This is a genomic window from Pseudomonas sp. PS01270 (genome assembly GCF_029959775.1).
Taxonomy (GTDB): domain Bacteria; phylum Pseudomonadota; class Gammaproteobacteria; order Pseudomonadales; family Pseudomonadaceae; genus Aquipseudomonas; species Aquipseudomonas atacamensis.
In genome coordinates this window covers 164,563-184,836 of sequence record NZ_JASCPT010000002.1, presented here as the reverse complement: position 1 = coordinate 184,836, position 20,274 = coordinate 164,563, and the positions used below count along the sequence as shown (strand labels likewise).

Here is a 20,274-nt window from a genome sequence, read left to right as displayed (position 1 = left end):
AACCGACACAGATACCTGTAGGAGTAAGCCTGCTCGCGATAGGGTCATCAGCTTCAACATCATCGCTGTCTGAGAGACCGCTATCGCGAGCAGGCTCACTCCTACGGGTTTGACCGTGCAGGATCAGCTTGTGGCGACTTTTCATGCCCCGCTTCGATCCCGACCCACACTAATATCAATCAAATATTTTGCAGTCCTCGGATCTTCCCTGTCACAGCTTGCGTAGCACTTGATCAAGAGCAGTAAGCTGTACTTTCCCGGTACGTACAAATCAATGCCCACAGGCTGATCAAAGAGTTTGGCCTGTAGTCGCCCGCGCTTGGCAGCGGAGTCAACGTTGAACCAGTCATTGTCTTCCAAAGGCTCAATCTTCCACCCCCGCGATTTGAGGATATTTTGCGTAGCAATCAATCGATCCAGAGCTTCTGCAAACGGCAAGGTTTCTGTCATCGGCGATGTCGTCAGTGTCGAGACTTTCTGACTCGCATAAGTAACAGCACCGAACACGGTCGGGGGAAGTTTGAAACCATGAACGGGGTCGTCGAACTCAATGATCGTCGGGCTGCTGATCCATGTAGAGCCGGGACGAGGGGGATCCGTCGGGTCATGGGGATCACCAGGATAGATTGCCGTTTTGTCTTCAACCGAGAAGGTTGAGTATTTGATCACCTGTTCGTAAGGTTTTCCGATATGAACGCATAGGGTCGTGGCGCCCCATGGCCACGCCATGACACCACCCAGCAAAATCGTAGCGGCGCCCATCGACAGCCAATGCTTACCTGCCAAAGCCGTCGACTTCCTCTGAGACGATTGAAAACGGTCAATCACTGAAGTGATCTTCACCAAAACCCACATCAATCAAATATTTGGCCGTATCAGGATTTCGTTCGTCGCAACGTGCGTAGCATTTGATGTGGAGGAACAGGCTGTACTTATGCGGAATCAACAGAATGACACCGTCCAACTGGTCAAAAAGTTTGGCTTGAAGGCGCACCTTGTCTTCTTGAGTTTCAGTCTTGAGCCAATCATTCCCTTCAACAGCTTCTGGCGACCAGCCTGCCTTTTTGAACGTCTGCTGCAGCACTCCCAGCAGATTCACTGCTTGCTCGAAAGGTAACGTTTCCAGCATTGGTGAGGTAGAAAGGGTGATCGCTTTGAAATCAGACCAGCCAATCGCACCGAATTTTGTAACGGGCAACGTGAACCCGTGTTGTTCGTCATCGAATGTGATGACCACTGGGCTACTGATCCAAGTCGAACTTGGGTGAGGTGGATCACCGGGATAGATGGCAGTTTTATCCGTCACAGGAAATGATGAGTCGCGCACGACATCGTCATATGTTTTTCCAATGTGGAAAGAAATTTGTTGCGGACCTCTTCCGAAATACAAGGTTAGCGCGATAGCTCCCAATACGGCGGCAGCAGCAACGTAGAAACTGCGTCTATGAATCACTTAACCCCCCCGCCAGCTGCAATTTCTCGGATAGATTGCTCAAGTTTTGCGCGAGAGGGCGGCTGTTTAAGCAGTTCGTTAAATTGAGTGGCAGCGCGCAGTACGAACTCCATTCGCTGATCCTTATCGGCAAGGTTAGCCAGCGGATTGCTGCCAAACGCGACTTTTCGACTGTCGGGCGCTTTACATTGGCTAGCGAGAGTAAGCTGGATCTCCTCGGCAGCACCTGGCAACAATCCGGTCACAACAGAAATCACGTCACCGCCATGTGTGCCTCGCATCAACAGGGCAAAGTGGGTTTCGTCGTACATCGCCGGCTGAAGGATGTTGACTTGTTCATGGAGCGCCATTTGTTCAACGCTACCTGAAATGTTCCCTTGATCAATGGCTTTGAAGGTCGCGTAAATCTCAGGATTATCACGGCCAAACTCTACCTTCTCAGCAATCGGCCACATTACATCCTTCTCAATGCCACGCCGGCTTCTCAAACACTTCTCCATTTCCTTGTACCCCCGCACCATAAAAAACCGGTGCAACGGATAAACGTCGAGAAACAGCGACGTATTACCCAGCGCCAACATCTCATACACATAGTCCAGTTGCTGCTGAACCACTGAACGTGGGTTGTCGCCGAAGGTGATGTCCTCCGTCGGCATCGGATTGGCTGCCCGAGCCTTGGCCAGCTCCTGCTCTGCCTCGGGATTGGTCTTGCTGAACTTGAACCCAAAGCCTTCGAACAGAGTTTCCGATGGTGCGGTTCGCAGCTTTTCCTGTGCCGCTTTCTGTGCAGCGATGGCGGTTTGCAGTTTGGTGGCGTGGATCAGCCCACACCCCACCTGCTTCGAAGCAAACGCCGCCAACCCCGCCCACTGAAAACGGTTATCCGCCAGCCACAATTGCGCGTACGCGGCGTTGATTTTGCGGTTGCGGGCCTGGGGGTCGGCGATGAGGACGCCGCCGGGGGCGACCCAGTCTTCGGCTTCTTTCTGGAAGCGACGCCACAGGCAGTTGCAGGTCAGCAGCGGGACTTCTACGCGGGTTTTCGGGTTGGGGCCGGCGGTGCTGGTTTCCCGTTTACAAGCGGGCAGCTCACAGGTGCTGTCCCAAAGTTTTTTCATGTCCAGGTCGTCTGGAGCGATGCATTGTCCGGTCATTGTTTCTTCCTTGAAGCTCAGGCGGTCCAGCGAACGACGGCGAGATCGGGCTGCAGGGTCGTGACGCTCTGCGTCATTCCCTGCGCATTGGTCAGGCCTTTGACGATACGGCCTTCGGCGGTTTCGATTTCGTAGCCTTGTTCGGCGATGGGCTCACCGTTACCGGCGCTGACCGCTTTGAATTCGACCAAGGGCTGGCCGATGATTGGTAACGGTGGAACGAACGGAGCAGGGGTGTGCGAGCTGCCGATGATCACATTACCGGAACCGCCGACCACGACGCCGCCGTGGCTGGCCGTGCTGTCGAGGGTCATGGCGTTTTTGCCGTTGATGAACACCGTGGCGGAGAAGGCGCCATTCAGGGCTTGGCCGCAGGTGCAGGTGTCGCCGAGGCGAGCGGCGGCGAGGCCGTTGAAGAAGACATCGCCCGAACCACTGGCAATCGGGTTGGTGCCGTGACCGGGAATCGGGCAAGTGGTCGGGTCCGTGACGCGCGCGGCGGGTTTTCCAGACATGAACGTTCCTTGTTTGTCGTTGAGGCGAGCGGGGACGCTAACGAGCGAAGGTCGGTGAGTCAACCTTTTCGGCCCGTTTCGAATGGATGCGATATGCCTCTGTGGGAGCGAGCCTGCTCGCGAAAGCGGTGCGTCAGACAGCCTCTTTTTTCGACCGATGTGACGCCTTCGCGAGCAGGCTCGCTCCCACAGGTTGTGTGTCTGATCCAAGAGAGGATAAACATGGATTTCGCAGCGTGTTTACGTACACGCCGCGCTTTGGGGCTGGTCTCTATCGTTTGCTGGCCACTGCTCATCAGTGGTCGGGATTAGTAGCCCGGGTTGCTAGTTATTGTGCGCAAGCATCGATGCGTCAGGTTATGCCTGATCCTGAAGATCCACTGGTCACCGATCTTCCTCACCCCGACCTCGAAGCGCAAAGACTCAAACAAGCCGCCGACCGCGCTCTCGACAACCTCGTTCCCCCTGCATAAACACAAAAACCTGTGGGAGCTGGCTTGCCAGCGATGGCGTCAGGTCAGCAAACATTAAAGTCGCTGACCGTACGCTATCGCTGGCAAGCCAGCTCCCACAGGTTTTGTGTTGCCGCTGGACTACCGGGTTATTGGCCCGGCACATCCTTGCGCAGTTTCACCGGATCCTGTTGCTGTCTCTTCTTGGCCATCGCGCCGCGCAGTTTGATGTTGATCGCTTCCACCGCCAGCGAGAACGCCATGGCGAAGTAGACGTAGCCTTTTGGCACGTGCACGTCGAACGATTCGGCGATCAGCACGGTACCGACCACCAGCAGGAAGGACAGGGCGAGCATTTTCAGCGACGGGTGCTTGTCGATGAATTCGCTGATCTTGCCCGAGGCCAGCATCATCACCAGCACTGCCACGACGATCGCCGCGACCATGACCGGAACGTGGGAAACCATGCCGACGGCGGTGATCACCGAGTCCAGCGAGAAGACGATATCGATGATCGCGATCTGGATGATGGTGTAGAGGAAATTGCCGCCCTTGCCCGACGGCGCGTCGTCGCTTTCGTCTTCGCCTTCCAGCGCGTGGTACATCTCCTGCGAGCTTTTCCACAGCAGGAACAGGCCACCGAAGAACAGGATCAGGTCGCGGCCGGAAATGCCCTGGCCGAACACTTCGAACAGGTCGGCGGTGAGGCGCATGACCCAGGTAATCGACAGCAGCAACAGGATCCGGGTGACCATGGCCAGGCCAAGACCGAAGATCCGCGTGCGCTGCTGCATGTGTTTCGGCATGCGGCTGACCAGGATCGAAATCATGATGATGTTATCGATACCGAGGACGATTTCCAGGGCGGTCAGGGTAAAGAAGGCAACCCAGATTTCGGGGTTGGTCAGCCAATCCATGTGTATTCCTTTGAGCAATTGTTGAACCGGAAAAGGTCCGGGCTTCAAACCGCGAAGCCAGGACCCGTAACGGTGAGTCTTGGGCTTATAGAGTGCTGAACATCGGGAAAGTCCCCAACAGCAGTGCAGCAATCAGAATGCAGATGCACACCAGGATCGCCCATTTCAGGGTGAAACGCTGGTGATCACCGAAATCGATGCCGGCCAGCGCCACCAACAGATAGGTCGACGGCACCAACGGGCTCAGCAAGTGGACGGGCTGGCCGACGATCGAGGCACGGGCCATTTCCACCGCAGTGATCCCATAGTGGCTGGCCGCTTCGGTCAGCACCCGCAATACACCGTAATAGAACGCATCGTTGGACATGAAGAAGGTGAACGGCATGCTCACCAGTGCCGTGATCACCGCCAGGTACGGGCCGAGGAAATCCGGAATCACCGCCAACAGGCTCTTCGACATCGCATCGACCATGCCGGTGCCCGACAGGATACCGGTGAAGATACCCGCCGCAAAGATCAGCCCGACCACTGCCAGCACGCTGCCGGAATGCGCGGCGACGCGATCCTTCTGCATTTGCAGGCATGGGTAGTTGACGATCATGGCGATACTGAACGCCACCATGAACAGCACCGGCAGCGGCAACAGGCCACCGATCAGCGTGCACATCAGGCCGAAAGTCAGTGCGGCGTTGAACCAGATCAGCTTCGGACGGCGTGCGTCAGGGAATTGCGAGACGCTGATTTCACTGTGATCGATCTCGTCGCCGACCAGATGCAGCTCGCCGAGACGGGCACGCTCACGCTTGCCGTAGAAGTAGGCAATCACCAGGATCGCCACGACACCGGCGGCCATGGCCGGGATCATCGGTACGAAAATGTCCGACGGATCGACATGCAGAGCACTCGCCGCGCGGGCGGTCGGGCCGCCCCACGGGGTCATGTTCATTACGCCACCGGCGAGGATGATCAGACCGGCCATGATCCGCGGGCTCATGCCGATGCGGCTGTACAGCGGCAGCATGGCGGCCACACAGATCATGTAAGTGGTCGCGCCGTCACCATCGAGGGAAACGACGAGCGCCAGAACGGCGGTGCCGACCGAAACTTTCAACGGGTCGCCCTTGACCAGTTTGAGGATCTTGCGCACGGCCGGGTCGAACAGGCCGGAGTCGATCATCAGGGCGAAATACAGAATGGCGAACATCAACATCACGCCGGTCGGCGCCAGTTTGGTGATGCCTTCAAGCATCATCGGGCCGATTTTCGGTGCGAAACCACCGAACAGCGCGAACAGGATCGGGATGATGATCAGGGCGATCAGCGCGGACAGGCGCTTGGTCATGATCAGGAACATGAACGTGATGACCATGGCGAAGCCAAGGAAAGTCAGCATGGGAATACTCCAGGCGTAGCGCGGCTAATGGAATGAGCGGATCGGGCGGGATCAGCGCAGAACGGGAGGCGCGAGGCGTACGGGCGGAGTGACCAGCAGGAAGCGGGAGAAACGGCGGGTTGCAGAAGACATCAGAATCACCATTGTTGTTGTTAATTGGGCCGGGCCTGTGGAAAAAACATAGGGCTTGGGCCAACCGGTCTGTTGCCGGGAGTGGGGCGATCCTAATCGGGGAAGCTTTCAGCTACCTTTCGCGAGCGAAAGCGATGAATGAATGGTCAACCGGCGGTCGGATGCAGCGACAGCCAATGAATACGGGCCGAGAAGCGATGCGAGGGAACGGACAGACAACGCTGGCTGGCAGTCTGGACATATTCGTTATCAGTTCGTCCAAGCACCTGGTTAAAAAATCGACAGATCCAGCGGCCGCACCGCGCCCATCCAGATCGCATGTTCGGTGTGGTCGAGCAAGTCGTCGCCCGTGTCCGGATGCAGGAACACCACCAGGCCTTTGCGGTTGAGCGCCAGCCATGGCAGCACCTCGCCGATCAGCTCGGGACCGAAAGCCAGTTGGCAGCTCCAGTCGGGGTGCGGCCCCACCGGGCGTTCGTGCACGCGACCCATTTTCAGCGCAAACAACTGCGCGGCCTGTTCGCACAAGGCCCGCGCCTGGTCGATGGTTTGCGCGTCGAAATAAACATGGGCGTGATAGCCCTTGATCCCTTGCATCGTGTCGCCTCTCAATCGGTTCGAACCCTTGGCTGTTTCCACCGTCACAGGTCATATAGGACAACTATAAGGAAAACAGCCATGAAAAATGCCGAGACCCCAGTGGTCAAAGTGGTGCTTTATGGTGCCATGGCCAGCCTGGGCGGTGCATTGATGGCTGAATTGCTGCGTCGCCAACACGAAGTCATCGCCATCCTCGACGATCTCACCGCACTCGCGCCGCGTCCGGGGTTGCGCACCAAGACCGGCGATCTGTTCGATGCCGAGCGGGTCAATCAAAGCGTCGCCGGCAGCTCGGCGGTGATCTGCCTGCTGGACGCGCCGGGGTTGCCGTTCAGCAGCGACCACGTTGAGCGCTCGGTGACGCTGGGGCCGGTGGAACAAGTGCTGGCAGTCGACGCCTTGGTCGAAGGTTTGCAACTGGCCAGCGTGCCGCGCCTGTTTCTGGTCGGCAACTTCGGTGTGCTCGACGAGCCGGAAAATGACGAGCGCCTGCAACGTCACGCTGCCGAAGAAATCCTCGAGGCGGTACAAAGCAGCTCACTGCGCTGGACCCTGGTCAATGCGCCGCATGGCGTGGCCGGGTTGACCATCGAGCACTTCTGTCAGGTCGGCGGCAATCTCGAACCTGGACTGGCCGAACCGCTGGAGCGCCTGAACCGTGTCGCGGTGGGCATCGCCGATGAACTGCGGTTGAACCTGCATGTGGGGCAGCATGTGAATTTTGTGGCGGCTTCTGATTCGTAAAAGATCGGACGATCTTTTGCTCTTCACACCGCAATCGAGGGCAGGGCCAAACCGTTAAGCGATTCGGCACTGCTGGCCTGTTCCGCCATTAACCAATCAACAAATTCCTGAATCAACGCACCCCGACGCTTGCGTTGCGGCAACACCACGTAATACCCCAGCCGCGACAGCGTAGTTTCTGCCAGCGGCCGGCACAGCAAACCCTGCACCAGCAAGTTATCCACAAGGTGCCGCCAGCCAATCGCCACGCCTTGTCCGCCAATCGCCGCTTGAATCAGCAAGGTGTAATTGTCGAAGCGCAATTGCCCCGGCGCTGGCGGCGTAGTCAGGCCCAATTGACGAAACAAGCCACTCCAGTCGAACCAGTTGCTGCTGTTTTCCCCACGCAGATGCAACAGCGGAAATTCCAGCAGGGCCTGCGCGGGCAACGGCAATGAACGCTCCTTGAGCAGCAGCGGACTGCACACCGGGAACACCTCTTCGCTGAACAGCCAGTGGCTCTCGCCCTGCTTGAATCGACCATCTCCAAACAGGATCGCCACGTCGATGTCGGTGCGCAGCATCATGTGGTTGCGCTCGCTGGTGACCAGGCTGACATCGATGTGCGGATTGGCCTCATGGAAGCGGTGCAGGCGCGGCATCAGCCAATAGGCGGCGAAAGCGAAATCCGTGGCCACTTGCAGCACTTCATGTTGCTGCTGAGTGCTGATTGCGCTCAATCCTGCGTCGATATTCTGCAAACCGAGGGTAACTTGCTCGAACAGTAGGGCGCCAACCTCTGTCAACTCGATACCCCGGTAAATCCGGTCGAACAGGCGCGTACCGAGCTGCTCTTCCAGACGTTTCATTTGCTGGCTGATCGCCGGCTGCGTGGTGCCAAGCTCCACCGCAGCAGCGGTAAAACTGCGATGGCGGGCCGCCGCTTCAAAAGCGCGCAGCAGATCGAGGGAAAGGTCACCGAGGGCGTCATACATAAGCTGTACTTATCCTAGTCATTGTCCGGCGCGGGCTTTACCGGAACAGGCATGGAATCCATGCTCGATCGCAGCACTCTCGCATAAATATTCAACATGGAATGCCGCGATCACATGAAGCGCAAGAACATTCTTTTCATCATGGCCGATCAAATGGCCGCGCCAATGTTGCCGTTCTACGGCCCATCGCCGATCAAACTGCCGAATCTGTCCCGCCTCGCCGCCCAAGGCGTGGTGTTCGATGCTGCCTATTGCAACAGCCCGCTGTGCGCGCCGTCGCGCTTCACCCTGGTCAGTGGCCAGTTGCCGAGCAAGATCGGCGCCTACGACAACGCGGCCGATTTCCCCGCCGACATTCCAACTTACGCGCATTACCTGCGGCGTCTCGGCTACCGCACCGCGCTGTCGGGCAAGATGCATTTCTGCGGGCCGGACCAGTTGCACGGTTATGAAGAACGCCTGACCAGCGACATCTACCCGGCCGATTACGGTTGGGCGGTGAACTGGGACGAGCCGGACGTGCGGCCGAGCTGGTATCACAATATGTCTTCGGTGCTGCAAGCCGGGCCGTGCGTGCGCACCAATCAGCTGGATTTCGACGAAGAGGTGGTGTTCAAGGCGCAGCAGTATCTGTTCGATCACATCCGCGAGGACGGCGATCAGCCGTTCTGCCTGACTGTGTCGATGACCCACCCGCACGATCCGTACACGATTCCCAGGGCTTTCTGGGATCTGTATGACGATGCTGATATTCCGTTGCCTACAGCCTTGAATCAGAACGAACTCGATCCGCACTCGCAACGTCTGCTCAAGGTTTACGACCTGTGGGACAAGCCGCTGCCTGTGGATAAGATCCGCGATGCCCGTCGCGCCTACTTCGGCGCTTGCAGCTATATCGACGCCAATGTCGGCAAACTGCTGCAAACCCTTGAGGAAACCGGGCTGATCGATGACACCATCATCGTCTTCTCCGGTGACCATGGCGACATGCTCGGCGAGAAGGGCCTCTGGTACAAAATGCACTGGTTCGAGATGGCCGCGCGAGTGCCGCTGCTGATCAGCGCCCCGGGACAATTCGAGGCGGGCCGGGTCAGCGCCGCGGTTTCCACCGCAGACTTGCTGCCGACGTTCGTGGATCTGGCCGGTGGCACGCTTGAGCCGGGCTTGCCACTGGACGGCCGTTCCTTGCTGCCGCACCTGCAAGGGCAGGGCGGGCATGACGAGGTGTTCGGCGAATACATGGCCGAAGGCACTGTCAGCCCGCTGATGATGATTCGCCGGGGCGCCTACAAATTTATCTACAGCGAAAGCGACCCGTGCCTACTCTTCGATGTGGATAACGATCCGCGCGAAGAAGAGGAACTCAGCCAATCGCCGCAACATCGTCAGCTGTTCGACGATTTTCTCGCTGAAGCGCGGGCCAAGTGGGACATTCCGGCGATCCACCGGGACGTACTGGCCAGCCAGCGCCGACGCCGTTTCGTCGCCGATGCGTTAACCATCGGCAAGCTGAAGAGCTGGGACCACCAGCCGCTGGTCGATGCCAGTCAGCAGTACATGCGCAACCACATCGACCTTGATGATCTGGAGCGCAAGGCCCGTTATCCACAACCCTGCCAAAACCAATAACGTTAAGGGGAAGTCCATGCGCAAGTTATCCACAGCTGTCACCGTTAGCCTGATCGCATTGAGCAGCGCCTCGGTCTTCGCCGAGCAAAGTTGCGAAACCGTGAAGATGGCCGATCCGGGCTGGAGCGACATCGCCGCGACCAATGCCATCACCGGATTTCTGCTCGACGGCATGGGCTACAAGGCCAAGGTCGACACCCTCGCGGTGCCGATCACCTTCGGCGGCTTGAAGGATGGCCAGGTGGACGTGTTCCTCGGCAACTGGATGCCGGCGCAGCAGGGCTTCTATGACAAGTTCGTCGCCACAGGCGATGTGACGCAATTGGCGAAAAACCTCGAAGGCACCGAATTCACTCTCGCCGTCCCCGACTATGTCTGGGAGGCGGGTGTGCATGATTTTGCCGACCTGAACAAATTCGCCGACAAGTTCGACAAGAAGATCTACGGCATCGGATCAGGCGCGCCGGCGAACATTTCGTTGCAGGAGATCATCAAGAAGAATGACTTCAACATGGGCCAGTGGAAGCTGATCGAGTCCAGCGAACAGGCGATGCTCGCCGAAGTGTCGCGGGCGGTGAAGAAACAGAAATTCGTCACCTTCCTCGGCTGGACGCCACACCCGATGAACGTGCAGCTGAAAATGCGTTACCTCAAGGGCGGCGAAAAATACTTCGGCGACACTGGCAACGTTTTCACCCTGACCCGCAAGGGCTACGCCGAGGCCTGCCCGAATGTGGGCAAGTTGCTGACCAATCTGTCGTTCACTCAGGACATGGAGAACAGCATCATGGCCGAGGTGGTGAACAAGAAGGTCAGCAATGCCGAAGCGGCGAAGGCGTGGATCAAGGCCAATCCGGCGGTGCTGGACAAGTGGCTGGATGGGGTGAAGACCGTGGATGGCAAGGATGCGTTGGTGGCGGTGAAGGCCAAGCTTTGATCTCAGGGTTGCTGGAATAGCGTTCGGCTGGAGATTTTTGCCCCCTCACCCCAGCCCTCTCCCCCAAGGGGGCGAGGGGGAAAGGGAGCCGATCGCTGTTGAATCAAAACTTGCGTTCAACGCCGAAATCGCAGGTCGGTGAATCTTCAACAAACAGCTCGGTCAGTCCCCTCTCCCTCAGGGAGAGGGCTAGGGTGAGGGGCTTTTACACCTGACACCCTGCTAACCTTGAACAAAACCCCAACCGCGAGGACCCATGGCCTTCCCCAGCCGCCATTCACTTTTTCCTTTCCTGAGCTGGTTGCCACGGCAAACCCGCGCCAGCGTCGGGCGGGACCTGATCGTCGGCCTCAGCGGTGCGATTCTCGCCTTACCCCAGTCGATTGCCTACGCACTGATTGCCGGGCTGCCACCGGAATACGGCCTGTATGCGGCGATTATCCCGGTGTTGATCGCCTGCCTGTGGGGGTCGTCATGGCATCTGATCTGCGGCCCGACGGCGGCGATTTCGATTGTCCTGTACGCCAGCGTCAGCCCGCTCGCGGTGCCGGCGTCCGAGGACTACATCACTCTGATCCTGCTGCTGACGTTCCTTGCGGGGATTTTCCAATGGTTGCTCGGCTTGCTGCGTTTTGGCGCACTGGTGAATTTCGTTTCGCATTCGGTGGTGCTCGGCTTCACCCTCGGCGCCGCCGTGGTGATCGCCATCGGGCAATTGCCCAATCTGCTCGGGCTGGATTTGCCGGCCAACACCACAGCGCTCGCCAGCCTGATGGATCTGCTGCGACATCTGGGGGCTGTGGATAAGCCTTCACTGATGCTCGGCGTCGCCACGGTAATCGTCGGCGTGACCCTGAAAAAACTTCTGCCGCGCTGGCCGACGCTGTTGCTCACGCTGGTGTTGGCCAGTCTGCAGGTGTGGATCTGGCCGGCGATGTTCGGCCATGTGCATCTGGTCAGCGCTTTCGTCGGACGCCTGCCGCCGCTGAGCGCCTTGCCGCTGGATCTGGAGGTGATCCTGCGCCTGCTGCCGAGCGCGGTGGCGGTGGGCATGCTCGGGCTGGTCACCAGTCTGTCGATCGCCCGTTCGATATCGGCGCGCTCGCAACAGTTGCTCGACGCCAATCAGGAAGTCCGCGCACAGGGTCTGTCGAACATCGTCGGTGCGTTCTTTTCCGGGTCGCTGTCCGCCGGATCGTTTACCCGCTCGGGATTGAGTTATGAGGCGGGTGCCTGCTCGCCGCTGGCCGGGGTGTTTTCGGCGCTCTGGGTGGCGCTGTTCGCGGTGTTCGGCGCGGGGCTGATCGCGCACATTCCGATCCCGGCCATGGCCGGCAGCATCCTGTTGATCGCCTGGGGTCTGGTCGATCACCGGGGCATTCGCGCTTTGCTGCGGGTCAGCCGCGCCGAGTTCGTGGTGATGGCCCTGACCTGTCTTGCGACCTTGCTGCTGGAATTGCAGACGGCGATCTACGCCGGGGTGCTGGCGTCGCTGTTTTTCTACCTCAAGCGCACCTCGCAACCACGGGTGCAGCATTGGCGCGACGGTGACGACGATGTGTTGCGCGTGGGTGGTTCGATCTTTTTCGGCGCCAGCCATTACCTGCAAGTGCGCCTGCAACGCCTGCATGGCGCGCGGGTGGTGATCGAGGCGCAGCAGATCAACTTCATCGATTATTCGGGGGTGGAGATGCTGCACCAGGAAGCGCGACGCCTGCTGGGCCAGGGTCGCAGCCTGACCCTGCGCCGGGCGCGGTCGCCGGTGGTGGAGGAGTTGAGGAAGCTGGAGGGGGCGGAGAAGTGCCCAATCAGGTTTGAGGATTGATCTGATATCGCGGTGGTGATGCGATTCGCGAGCAGGCTCGCTCCCACATTGATCGTATTTCAATGTGGGAGCAAAGCTTAAAGGGCCAGTTGGCGGCGCAGCTCGGCGAGTACCGGCGCGGTATCCGGGCGTACGCCACGCCACAGCCAGAACGCCTCCGCCGCCTGCTCGGCGAGCATGCCCAGACCATCCATCGCCAGCGCCGCGCCGTGCTCAGTGGCCCAGCGGCAAAACGCGGTCGGTTCCTTGCCGTACATCATGTCGTAGCACAGCGTCTGGCCTGGCTCGATCAGGCTTGGCGCAATCGGCGGCACGTCACCGGTCAGGCTGGCGGAGGTGGCGTTGATGATCACGTCCACCGGTTCGCGCAGCCAGTCGAAACCACTGGCCGACACCGGCCCGAGGTCGCAGAACAACTCGGCCAGCAGTTCAGCCTTGTCCACCGTGCGATTGGCGATGATCACCGAGGCCGGCTTCTCCGCCAGCAATGGCTCCAGCGCACCGCGCACCGCGCCGCCAGCGCCGAGCAAAAGGATGCGCTTACCGGTCAGGCTGAACCCGGCATTCACCGTCAGATCACGCACCAGGCCGGCGCCATCGGTGTTGTCGCCGAGCAGCGAACCATCTTCCAGTTTGCTCAAGGTGTTCACCGCACCGGCGCGCTGCGCGCGGGCGGTCAGGCTGTTGGCCAGACGGTAAGCGTCTTCCTTGAACGGCACCGTCACATTGGCGCCGCGCCCTTCGCGAAAGAACGCCTTGGCGCAGCCGGCAAAATCATCCAGCGGCGCCAGCAGCGTGCTGTAGTGGAGGCGCTGGCCGGTCTGTTCGGCGAACAACTGGTGAATCATCGGCGATTTGCTGTGGCCGATCGGATTACCGAAAACAACGTAACGATCCATCACCCGTCCTCAGGCCTCGGCCAGCCAGTCACGATCCTGCAGGAAATACTCGGTCAGAAGCGCTTCTGCGCTGCCCGGCTCGGCCTTCCAGTCATAGCCCCAACGCACTTGCGGTGGCAGCGACATCAGAATCGATTCGGTACGGCCACCCGACTGCAAGCCGAACAGCGTGCCACGGTCGTAAACCAGGTTGAATTCGACGTAGCGGCCACGACGGAATTCCTGGAATTCGCGCTGCTGAGCAGTGAAGGCGTCATTCTTGCGCCGCTGCACGATCGGCAGGTAGGCCTCGATATAAGCATCGCCGATGGCGCGCATGAAGGCGAAACTGGTGTCGAAATCCCACTCGTTCAGATCGTCGAAGAACAGACCGCCAATGCCACGTGGCTCATGACGATGCTTGATATGGAAATAGGTGTCGCACCAGGCCTTGTAACGCGGATAGACGTCCGCACCGAACGGCGCACAGGCTTGCTCGGCGACGCGGTGCCAATGAATGCAATCTTCCTCAACGCCGTAATACGGGGTCAGGTCGAAACCGCCGCCAAACCACCAGACCGGTTCTTCGCCTTCTTTTTCAGCAATGAAAAAACGCACGTTGGCGTGAGAGGTCGGCACATGCGGGTTGTGCGGGTGGATCACCAGCGACACGCCGAGCGCCTCGAAGCCACGCCCGGCCAGTTCCGGCCGATGGGCACTGGCCGAGGGCGGCAGGCCGCTGCCGAACACGTGGGAAAAGTTGACCCCGCCCTTTTCGATCAGCGTGCCGTTTTCCAGCACGCGGGTGCGCCCGCCACCGCCCGCCGGCCGGGTCCAGGCGTCTTCGACGAAGCATTTGCCGCCGTCTTCGGTTTCCAGTGCAGCGCAGATGCGGTCTTGCAGATCGAGCAGATAGGCCTTTACGGCGTCGGTGCGGGTCGTCATGGCTTCACCTTGAATCGGGCGGCGCCCCGGCAGGCGGGCGGCGCAAATGGGCGCGTAGCATACCATCGCAGGCCGGCGCGCCGCAGTTGACGAAGATCAAGCAGGGGAGTTGGATAGAGGGCTTAACATCGACCCAAGGAGAGCAGGCAGATGGCAAAGCGTATCCAGTTCCGCGCCCACGGCGGTCCAGAAGTGCTCGAATATGTTGACGACGAACCCGCTGCACCCGGGCCGAATCAGGTGCGCGTGGCCAATCAGGCGATCGGCCTGAACTTCATCGATACCTATTACCGCAGCGGCCTCTATGCGCCGCCCGCGTTGCCGTCCGGCCTGGGCTCAGAAGGCGCCGGCATCGTCGAAGCGGTGGGCAGCGACGTCACCCGTTTCAAGGTCGGCGATCGTGTGGCATACGGCAGCGGCCCGCTCGGCGCCTACAGCCAGCTGCATGTGCTGCCGCAGGACAATCTGGTGCACCTGCCCGATGAAATCAGTTTCGAAACTGCCGCCGGCGTCATGCTCAAGGGCCTGACCGTGCAATACCTGCTGCGCCAGACCTACCAACTGCAGGGCGGCGAAACCATTCTGTTCCACGCCGCAGCCGGTGGCGTCGGCTCGCTGGCCTGCCAATGGGCCAAAGCGCTGGGCGTGAAGCTGATCGGCACCGTCAGCTCGAAGGAGAAAGCCGAGCTGGCCAAAGCCAACGGCGCTTGGGCCACCATCGACTACAGCCATGAAAACGTTGCCGAGCGCGTGCTGGCGCTGACTGACGGCAAGAAAGTCCCGGTGGTGTATGACGGCGTCGGCAAGGACACTTGGCTCACATCCCTGGACAGCGTCGCACCTCGGGGCCTGGTCGTGAGTTTCGGCAATGCTTCGGGCGCAGTCGACGGCGTCAATCTGGGCATTCTTGCCGCGAAGGGCTCGTTGTACGTCACCCGGCCTACGCTGGCGACCTACGCCAACAACGCCGAGAACCTGCAGCGCATGGCCGACGAGCTGTTCGAGATGATCATCAGTGGCAAACTGAAGGTCGACATCAGCCAGCGCCATGCACTGGCTGATGCGGCGAAAGCACAAACTGAACTGTCGGCACGGCGCACGACCGGTTCCACGATTCTGCTGCCATAACGCTTCAAGTTGATACTCGGTGAACTCCTCCATGAGTTCGCCGAGCATCTTGCGGCTATATCAAGTACATCTTGCGGTGAAGTTTCTTCGCCGCTGGCCTACGACCGGCAAACTTCCTGCGCAATTTCTTCGATTCATATACGAGCCATTTCTCAGCCCATTCTTCAATCACTGGCGGATCAATACTGACGGTGATAGACATCACGATACTCCGGCTGATGCACGTTCATGTTCACAGGCTGATCCAGGGCCATGAGGATTTGTCGCCACTCGGCAGACATCAGCCAATAATCGCCCCGGGCGCGCTGCTCGATATGCATGGCGTGCGAAGCAATAGGTGTCAGGCCGAAACGCTGAAACAGTTGTCGCTGTGGCGATCTGCACAAGGCCGTCACCCCCTGATATCCGCGATCGATCGCCCATTCGGCGGCGGTGGCGAGCAGGCCATTGATCGACACCGGCCGGTGCTGCTGGGAATGGGTGATCAGACGGCTGAACTCGACGTGGCGCGCCAATGCCACAGTGGGAGACACATGATGCTGCGCCAGTGAAGCCCATTCGAAGGGCGCCGGGGTTGCCCGCAGCACCGCAATAAGCTGATCACGCTGATACAACAGAAAGTGGGTGCTGCGTGAGGTGATCGCCAGTCGGGTTTCCAGCGCCCGGGCTCTGGAGGTGAGCATGTAATGCTGCAATCGCAGGCGAAACTGTCGATTGATGAAGCGTTCAAATTCCCCGGCATCCGATCCTGCCTCAAGAATGGCTACACGATAGTCGGCCTGTTGATTCTTGAGTGTCTCCTGAAAGCCCTGCAGATAATCCTTGAGGTGTAAATCCGTAATATCCATTACTTCTCCGCAGCCATTAATATTTCGAAGTTGCTTCAAGCACATTGAAAGAATGGATGCTTTTGGAAATCTCGCCACTGCACGCGTTCTGATAATCACGTGGGAAAACTTACAGATATTTCAGACTCAAAGATTCGTCTGACGCATGCAAGAACAATGGCAACGGATAAGTTCTGAACGAATGCAGGAATAAACTGCGGGCATGCGCAGAACTCCTCGGCGACGCCGAGGAGTCCGCAAAAAAATAAAAAGAATGGCGTCAGTCAGGACGAACGACGTTACCGGTGGCGAGGTCGCGGATCACGCTGGGATTCTTGCGCCCGCCAAGGCTCCCGCCGAGCACCAGATCGACCTGCCCACGGAAATACTGCTCGATGCGCAAACGCGTGCGCGCCGGCGGTCGCCCCTGGGGGTTGGCCGATGTGGAAATCAATGGCCCGACCAGCGAGCACAGGTCGCGCACCTGCGGGTGATCGCTGACCCGCAGCGCCACGGTGTCATGCACGCCTGTGACCCATTCCGGCAACAGGTTCTGATGCGGCACCAGCCAGGTGTTCGGCCCCGGCCAGGTGCTGGCCATGCGGTCGATCCAGTCCTGCGGGAAGTCCTCGAAGAGGAAATCGAACTGGCGGATATTGTCGGCGACCAGGATCAGCCCTTTGCTCACCGAGCGATTCTTGATCGCCAGCAAACGGTCCACCGCGTCTTCGTTCCACGGGTCGCAACCCAGCCCCCAGACGGCTTCGGTTGGATAGGCAATCACCGCGCCGGCGCGAACTTCACGCGCGGCTTGTTGCACACGCCAACTGTTGACCATGAAAAAACTCTCCACAAACAGGTTTCGCGCAGTTTACCGATCTTCATCGTAAAACCTAGCTCGACCGCGCCAGCCAGCGACCGTTTTCGCATACCGCACGGCCTTCGATTTCCAGCTCGGTCAACGTTGCCAGCACTTTCGGCAACGCCCAGCCACAGCTCGCGGCCAGGGCCTCGCTGGTGTGCGGCGCCGCGTGCAACAGCGCCAGCAACGGGTGATCGGCCTGCGGCGCCGCCGTGGATAACAGTGGCTGCTGCCAGCCGCGCAGGGCTTCAAGGATGTGTTCGATAGTCTCCACCAACACCGCCCCGTCGCGAATCAACTGGTGACAACCGCGCGCGCCGGGGTGATGGATCGAGCCCGGAATGGCATAAACCTCGCGGCCCTGTTCGGCTGCCAGCCGCGCGGTGATCAACGAACCGCTGGCAACACTGGCCTCGACCACCAGTACGCCGAGGGACAACCCGCTGATGATGCGGTTGCGCCGGGGGAAGTTGCTCGGGCTCGGCCCGGCGTCCAGCGGAAACTCGGAAAGCACCGCGCTGCCCGAGGCAATCATCGCCTCGGCCAGGCGTTTATTGCGTTGTGGATAAAAATTTTCCAGCCCCGTGCCGAGCACACCCACGGTCAAGCCGCCAACATCCAGAGCAGCCTGGTGGGCAGCAGCATCGATGCCCAGCGCCAGACCACTGTTGATGACAAAACCGGCCCCGGCCAGACTGCGAGAAAACGCCGCCGCCGTATCCATGCCCGGGCGGGAAGCGCGGCGGCTGCCGACCATCGCCAGTTGCGGTTTTTCCAGAATCGACGGATCGCCGGCGACGAATAACAGCGGCGGCGGATCGGCAATTTGCGCCAGCAACGCTGGATAATCCGCTTGGTCCCACATCAATAAATGTTGGTCGGGGTGCTCTAGCCAGCGCATTGCGTGGCTGGCGCCGTCGCGCACCGTTGGACAACGCCGTGCTTCGGCGCAGGCCGCCGGCAACCCCAGTGAGCGCCAGGCACTGGCCGGCGCGCTGAGGGCTTTCGACGCCGAGCCGAAGGCTTCGAGCAATTTGGCAAAACGCTTGGGGCCGATATCCGGCATGCGGTGCAGGCGCAGACGCGCTTCCAGTTCCGCCGGGGAAATGGCCGTACTGACAGACAACATGAATGGATCATCCTTGATCGTTCTATGCTCCGAACCATTCGGAACAAGCTGTGGATAACTCTGTTGGTAACTTGTTAAGCAAGCTTACGGATTTCGCACCTTGTCGAGCACCGCCAGCGAGCGTGAAGCATTGAGGACCAGGCCGTAACTGAGTTTGTCGTAGGTGCGGAACACCATCAGCAGGCCGGCGCGTTCATCGGGAATTTTCAGCGGCTGGCCGGTGATCCGGTCGCGCACGGTTTCGCCGGTTTTCATCACCGCCAGAACATTGCCTTCGGCCAGACCGTCACGTTTGCCTTTGTTCAGGGTAACCACGTCCATTACACCGATCTGCGTTACGCCGCGTGGCACGTCAATGATCAGCCCGTCGATGGAACGCTTCGGCGCGCTGGGCATGAAAGTCGAATTGATCGAACGTTCTTCACCGCCGAACAAGCGGTCACCGAGGCGCACTTCCTGGGTGGTGCGTTGCAAGGCGAGGGTGGCGACGTCGCCTTCGGTGGCAATAATCTCGCCGCCGCCGATATCGTCGGCGTTGATGCCGAGAAACTCCTTGGTCTGCGGGTCGGTGTAGACCTTGCCCTGGCGGAAGATGCCGTACACCGGTTGCTCCGGATCGAAATGGCCACGGGCGAAGATGCGGTCACCGGTACCGCTGAGCACCCGTTCGGCATCGCCGGCGACGATGTACGGCGCCTTGTCGAAGTCTTCGGCCTTGTCGACGATACGGTTGCTCAGCAGAAAGCTGTTGATCGATTTCAGCGGAATGCTCGGAATCGCCTCGGCCACCGGGCTGGTGCGAATCCGTGGCGAGAGCTTGATGGTGCCGCGCGACTCGCCACGATGGACGGTCAGTTGCGGCTGGCCGTTGACGTAGCTGAGGGTCAGCGTGTCGCCGGGATAGATCAGGTTGGGGTTTTCGATCTGCGGGTTGGCCCGCCACAATTGTGGCCATTGCCAGGGCTCGCGCAGGTATTTGCCGGAAATGTCCCAGAGCGTGTCCCCGGAAACCACCGTGTATTGCTGTGGAAAACCATCCTTGAGTTGCACTTGCCCTTGCGCGGCGCCGGCCGAAGCCAGAAGCAGCAGGGCGAGTAGTGTTTTCCTCATGCAGTGAATCCCTTTATCATGTGCGTTCGCGTGAATCGTCAGAGCCCCCGTGGCTCGCTTCTGTATTTCAGAAGCTACGCTTCACAACGGTAGCCTGCATCTTCGGACCCGCCAGGCCATCGACCCGACTTTACTCAACGTGTGCAGCAATCGAAGCCTATGGCCATTTTAAACATCCTCGAATTTCCGGACCCGCGTCTGCGCACTATCGCCAAACCAGTGGCTGTAGTGGACGACGAAGTGCGTCAGTTGGTCGACGACATGTTTGAAACAATGTATGAAGCGCCGGGCATCGGCCTCGCCGCGACCCAGGTCAACGTGCACAAACGTATCGTCGTGATGGACCTGTCCGAAGACCGTACCGAGCCACGGGTGTTCATCAACCCCGAGTTCGAACCGCTGACCGACGAGATGGACCAGTACCAGGAAGGCTGCCTCTCGGTACCGGGCTTCTACGAAAACGTCGACCGCCCGCAGAAGGTCAAAATCAAAGCGCTGGACCGCGACGGCAAGCCCTATGAGCTGATCGCCGAAGGTCTGCTCGCGGTGTGCATCCAGCACGAATGCGACCACCTCAACGGCAAATTGTTCGTCGATTACCTGTCCACGCTCAAACGCGACCGGATCAAGAAGAAGCTGGAAAAGCTGCACCGCCAGAACGCTTGATGCC

20 protein-coding genes are annotated in these 20,274 nt (G+C 59.5%); 6 read left to right on the top strand and 14 right to left on the bottom strand.

All coding sequences use genetic code 11. The features are described from left to right. Positions 1-141: 141 nt before the first annotated feature. From QMX86_RS01610 to QMX86_RS01580, 7 genes are all read right to left on the bottom strand, one after another. The gene (locus QMX86_RS01610; protein WP_282390378.1) at positions 142-843 is read right to left on the bottom strand and encodes a hypothetical protein; all 702 of its coding nucleotides are present in this window, start codon (positions 841-843) and stop codon (positions 142-144) included. Next, complete coding sequence (locus QMX86_RS01605; RefSeq protein WP_282387731.1) at positions 821-1,453, bottom strand: hypothetical protein; 633 nt, start codon at positions 1,451-1,453, stop codon at positions 821-823. Before QMX86_RS01605 ends, QMX86_RS01610 begins: the two co-directional genes overlap by 23 nt. Next, positions 1,450-2,607, bottom strand: a complete 1,158-nt coding sequence (locus tag QMX86_RS01600) for a hypothetical protein (RefSeq protein ID WP_282387733.1) — start codon at positions 2,605-2,607, stop codon at positions 1,450-1,452. Before QMX86_RS01600 ends, QMX86_RS01605 begins: the two co-directional genes overlap by 4 nt. 17 nt (positions 2,608-2,624) lie before the next feature. Then, positions 2,625-3,122, bottom strand: a complete 498-nt coding sequence (locus tag QMX86_RS01595) for a PAAR domain-containing protein (protein ID WP_125927321.1) — start codon at positions 3,120-3,122, stop codon at positions 2,625-2,627. 601 nt (positions 3,123-3,723) lie between these two features. Next, positions 3,724-4,491: a TerC family protein gene (locus QMX86_RS01590; protein WP_122698793.1), complete on the bottom strand. Its 768-nt coding sequence runs from the start codon at positions 4,489-4,491 to the stop codon at positions 3,724-3,726. Positions 4,492-4,576: 85 nt separating this feature from the next. Next, complete coding sequence (locus tag QMX86_RS01585; protein WP_282390377.1) at positions 4,577-5,884, bottom strand: CitMHS family transporter; 1,308 nt, start codon at positions 5,882-5,884, stop codon at positions 4,577-4,579. 402 nt (positions 5,885-6,286) lie between these two features. Then, entirely contained in the window at positions 6,287-6,613 is a 327-nt protein-coding gene (locus QMX86_RS01580) for a DOPA 4,5-dioxygenase family protein (RefSeq protein ID WP_056791177.1), read from the bottom strand. An 81-nt stretch (positions 6,614-6,694) separates the two neighbouring features. Between QMX86_RS01580 and QMX86_RS01575 the strand changes: the two genes are divergently transcribed. Then, the gene (locus QMX86_RS01575) at positions 6,695-7,360 is read left to right on the top strand and encodes an NAD(P)H-binding protein (RefSeq protein ID WP_282381788.1); all 666 of its coding nucleotides are present in this window, start codon (positions 6,695-6,697) and stop codon (positions 7,358-7,360) included. Between the two features lie 23 nt (positions 7,361-7,383). Here the strand turns inward: QMX86_RS01575 and QMX86_RS01570 are convergent, their stop codons facing one another. Next, complete coding sequence (locus QMX86_RS01570; RefSeq protein ID WP_282381784.1) at positions 7,384-8,334, bottom strand: LysR family transcriptional regulator; 951 nt, start codon at positions 8,332-8,334, stop codon at positions 7,384-7,386. A gap of 114 nt (positions 8,335-8,448) precedes the next feature. Between QMX86_RS01570 and betC the strand changes: the two genes are divergently transcribed. The 3 genes from betC to QMX86_RS01555 all read left to right on the top strand — a co-directional run bounded on the left by betC (position 8,449) and on the right by QMX86_RS01555 (position 12,725). Then, a complete protein-coding gene (gene betC / locus QMX86_RS01565; protein ID WP_071173937.1) occupies positions 8,449-9,963 on the top strand; it encodes a choline-sulfatase in 1,515 nt (504 codons plus the stop codon). A gap of 16 nt (positions 9,964-9,979) precedes the next feature. Continuing rightward, positions 9,980-10,900, top strand: a complete 921-nt coding sequence (gene choX, locus QMX86_RS01560) for a choline ABC transporter substrate-binding protein (protein WP_122751322.1) — start codon at positions 9,980-9,982, stop codon at positions 10,898-10,900. Between the two features lie 256 nt (positions 10,901-11,156). Next, positions 11,157-12,725 carry a SulP family inorganic anion transporter gene (locus QMX86_RS01555; RefSeq protein WP_282381782.1) on the top strand — a complete coding sequence of 523 codons (1,569 nt, stop codon included), beginning with the start codon at positions 11,157-11,159 and terminating at the stop codon, positions 12,723-12,725. Positions 12,726-12,802: 77 nt separating this feature from the next. Here QMX86_RS01555 and aroE read toward each other — a convergent pair whose 3' ends face one another. Then, positions 12,803-13,624, bottom strand: a complete 822-nt coding sequence (aroE, locus tag QMX86_RS01550) for a shikimate dehydrogenase (RefSeq protein WP_282381780.1) — start codon at positions 13,622-13,624, stop codon at positions 12,803-12,805. A 9-nt stretch (positions 13,625-13,633) separates the two neighbouring features. Continuing rightward, the gene (gene hemF, locus QMX86_RS01545) at positions 13,634-14,548 is read right to left on the bottom strand and encodes an oxygen-dependent coproporphyrinogen oxidase (protein ID WP_151552068.1); all 915 of its coding nucleotides are present in this window, start codon (positions 14,546-14,548) and stop codon (positions 13,634-13,636) included. A gap of 150 nt (positions 14,549-14,698) precedes the next feature. On the opposite strand from hemF, the gene QMX86_RS01540 reads away from it, so the two are divergent. Next, positions 14,699-15,676, top strand: a complete 978-nt coding sequence (locus QMX86_RS01540) for a quinone oxidoreductase (protein ID WP_282381767.1) — start codon at positions 14,699-14,701, stop codon at positions 15,674-15,676. A gap of 179 nt (positions 15,677-15,855) precedes the next feature. Here the strand turns inward: QMX86_RS01540 and QMX86_RS01535 are convergent, their stop codons facing one another. The 4 genes from QMX86_RS01535 to QMX86_RS01520 form a co-directional block, all read right to left on the bottom strand. Next, positions 15,856-16,623 (bottom strand): hypothetical protein, encoded by a 768-nt coding sequence (locus tag QMX86_RS01535; RefSeq protein WP_282381764.1) that lies wholly within the window; start codon positions 16,621-16,623, stop codon positions 15,856-15,858. A gap of 160 nt (positions 16,624-16,783) precedes the next feature. Continuing rightward, positions 16,784-17,341: an L-threonylcarbamoyladenylate synthase gene (locus QMX86_RS01530; RefSeq protein WP_039757175.1), complete on the bottom strand. Its 558-nt coding sequence runs from the start codon at positions 17,339-17,341 to the stop codon at positions 16,784-16,786. A gap of 55 nt (positions 17,342-17,396) precedes the next feature. Further along, on the bottom strand, positions 17,397-18,494 hold the full coding sequence (dprA, locus tag QMX86_RS01525; protein ID WP_282381761.1) for a DNA-processing protein DprA: 1,098 nt from the start codon (positions 18,492-18,494) through the stop codon (positions 17,397-17,399). 84 nt (positions 18,495-18,578) lie between these two features. Further along, entirely contained in the window at positions 18,579-19,604 is a 1,026-nt protein-coding gene (locus tag QMX86_RS01520) for a LysM domain-containing protein (protein WP_073470807.1), read from the bottom strand. A 159-nt stretch (positions 19,605-19,763) separates the two neighbouring features. Here QMX86_RS01520 and def point away from each other — a divergent pair, with 159 nt between their 5' ends. Next, positions 19,764-20,270: a peptide deformylase gene (def, locus tag QMX86_RS01515; RefSeq protein ID WP_016772378.1), complete on the top strand. Its 507-nt coding sequence runs from the start codon at positions 19,764-19,766 to the stop codon at positions 20,268-20,270. The last annotated feature ends 4 nt before the right edge of the window (positions 20,271-20,274 follow it).

Excerpts from the sequence above, each read along its gene's own strand:
- QMX86_RS01600 (WP_282387733.1), bottom strand. The coding sequence starts at position 2,607 with ATGACCGGACAATGCATCGCTCCAGACGACCTGGACATGAAAAAACTT.
- QMX86_RS01595 (WP_125927321.1), bottom strand. The coding sequence starts at position 3,122 with ATGTCTGGAAAACCCGCCGCGCGCGTCACGGACCCGACCACTTGCCCG.
- QMX86_RS01590 (WP_122698793.1), bottom strand. The coding sequence starts at position 4,491 with ATGGATTGGCTGACCAACCCCGAAATCTGGGTTGCCTTCTTTACCCTG.
- QMX86_RS01585 (WP_282390377.1), bottom strand. The coding sequence starts at position 5,884 with ATGCTGACTTTCCTTGGCTTCGCCATGGTCATCACGTTCATGTTCCTG.
- QMX86_RS01580 (WP_056791177.1), bottom strand. The coding sequence starts at position 6,613 with ATGCAAGGGATCAAGGGCTATCACGCCCATGTTTATTTCGACGCGCAA.
- QMX86_RS01575 (WP_282381788.1), top strand. The coding sequence starts at position 6,695 with ATGAAAAATGCCGAGACCCCAGTGGTCAAAGTGGTGCTTTATGGTGCC.
- QMX86_RS01570 (WP_282381784.1), bottom strand. The coding sequence starts at position 8,334 with ATGTATGACGCCCTCGGTGACCTTTCCCTCGATCTGCTGCGCGCTTTT.
- betC (WP_071173937.1), top strand. The coding sequence starts at position 8,449 with ATGAAGCGCAAGAACATTCTTTTCATCATGGCCGATCAAATGGCCGCG.
- choX (WP_122751322.1), top strand. The coding sequence starts at position 9,980 with ATGCGCAAGTTATCCACAGCTGTCACCGTTAGCCTGATCGCATTGAGC.
- QMX86_RS01555 (WP_282381782.1), top strand. The coding sequence starts at position 11,157 with ATGGCCTTCCCCAGCCGCCATTCACTTTTTCCTTTCCTGAGCTGGTTG.
- aroE (WP_282381780.1), bottom strand. The coding sequence starts at position 13,624 with ATGGATCGTTACGTTGTTTTCGGTAATCCGATCGGCCACAGCAAATCG.
- hemF (WP_151552068.1), bottom strand. The coding sequence starts at position 14,548 with ATGACGACCCGCACCGACGCCGTAAAGGCCTATCTGCTCGATCTGCAA.
- QMX86_RS01540 (WP_282381767.1), top strand. The coding sequence starts at position 14,699 with ATGGCAAAGCGTATCCAGTTCCGCGCCCACGGCGGTCCAGAAGTGCTC.
- QMX86_RS01530 (WP_039757175.1), bottom strand. The coding sequence starts at position 17,341 with ATGGTCAACAGTTGGCGTGTGCAACAAGCCGCGCGTGAAGTTCGCGCC.
- dprA (WP_282381761.1), bottom strand. The coding sequence starts at position 18,494 with ATGTTGTCTGTCAGTACGGCCATTTCCCCGGCGGAACTGGAAGCGCGT.
- QMX86_RS01520 (WP_073470807.1), bottom strand. The coding sequence starts at position 19,604 with ATGAGGAAAACACTACTCGCCCTGCTGCTTCTGGCTTCGGCCGGCGCC.
- def (WP_016772378.1), top strand. The coding sequence starts at position 19,764 with ATGGCCATTTTAAACATCCTCGAATTTCCGGACCCGCGTCTGCGCACT.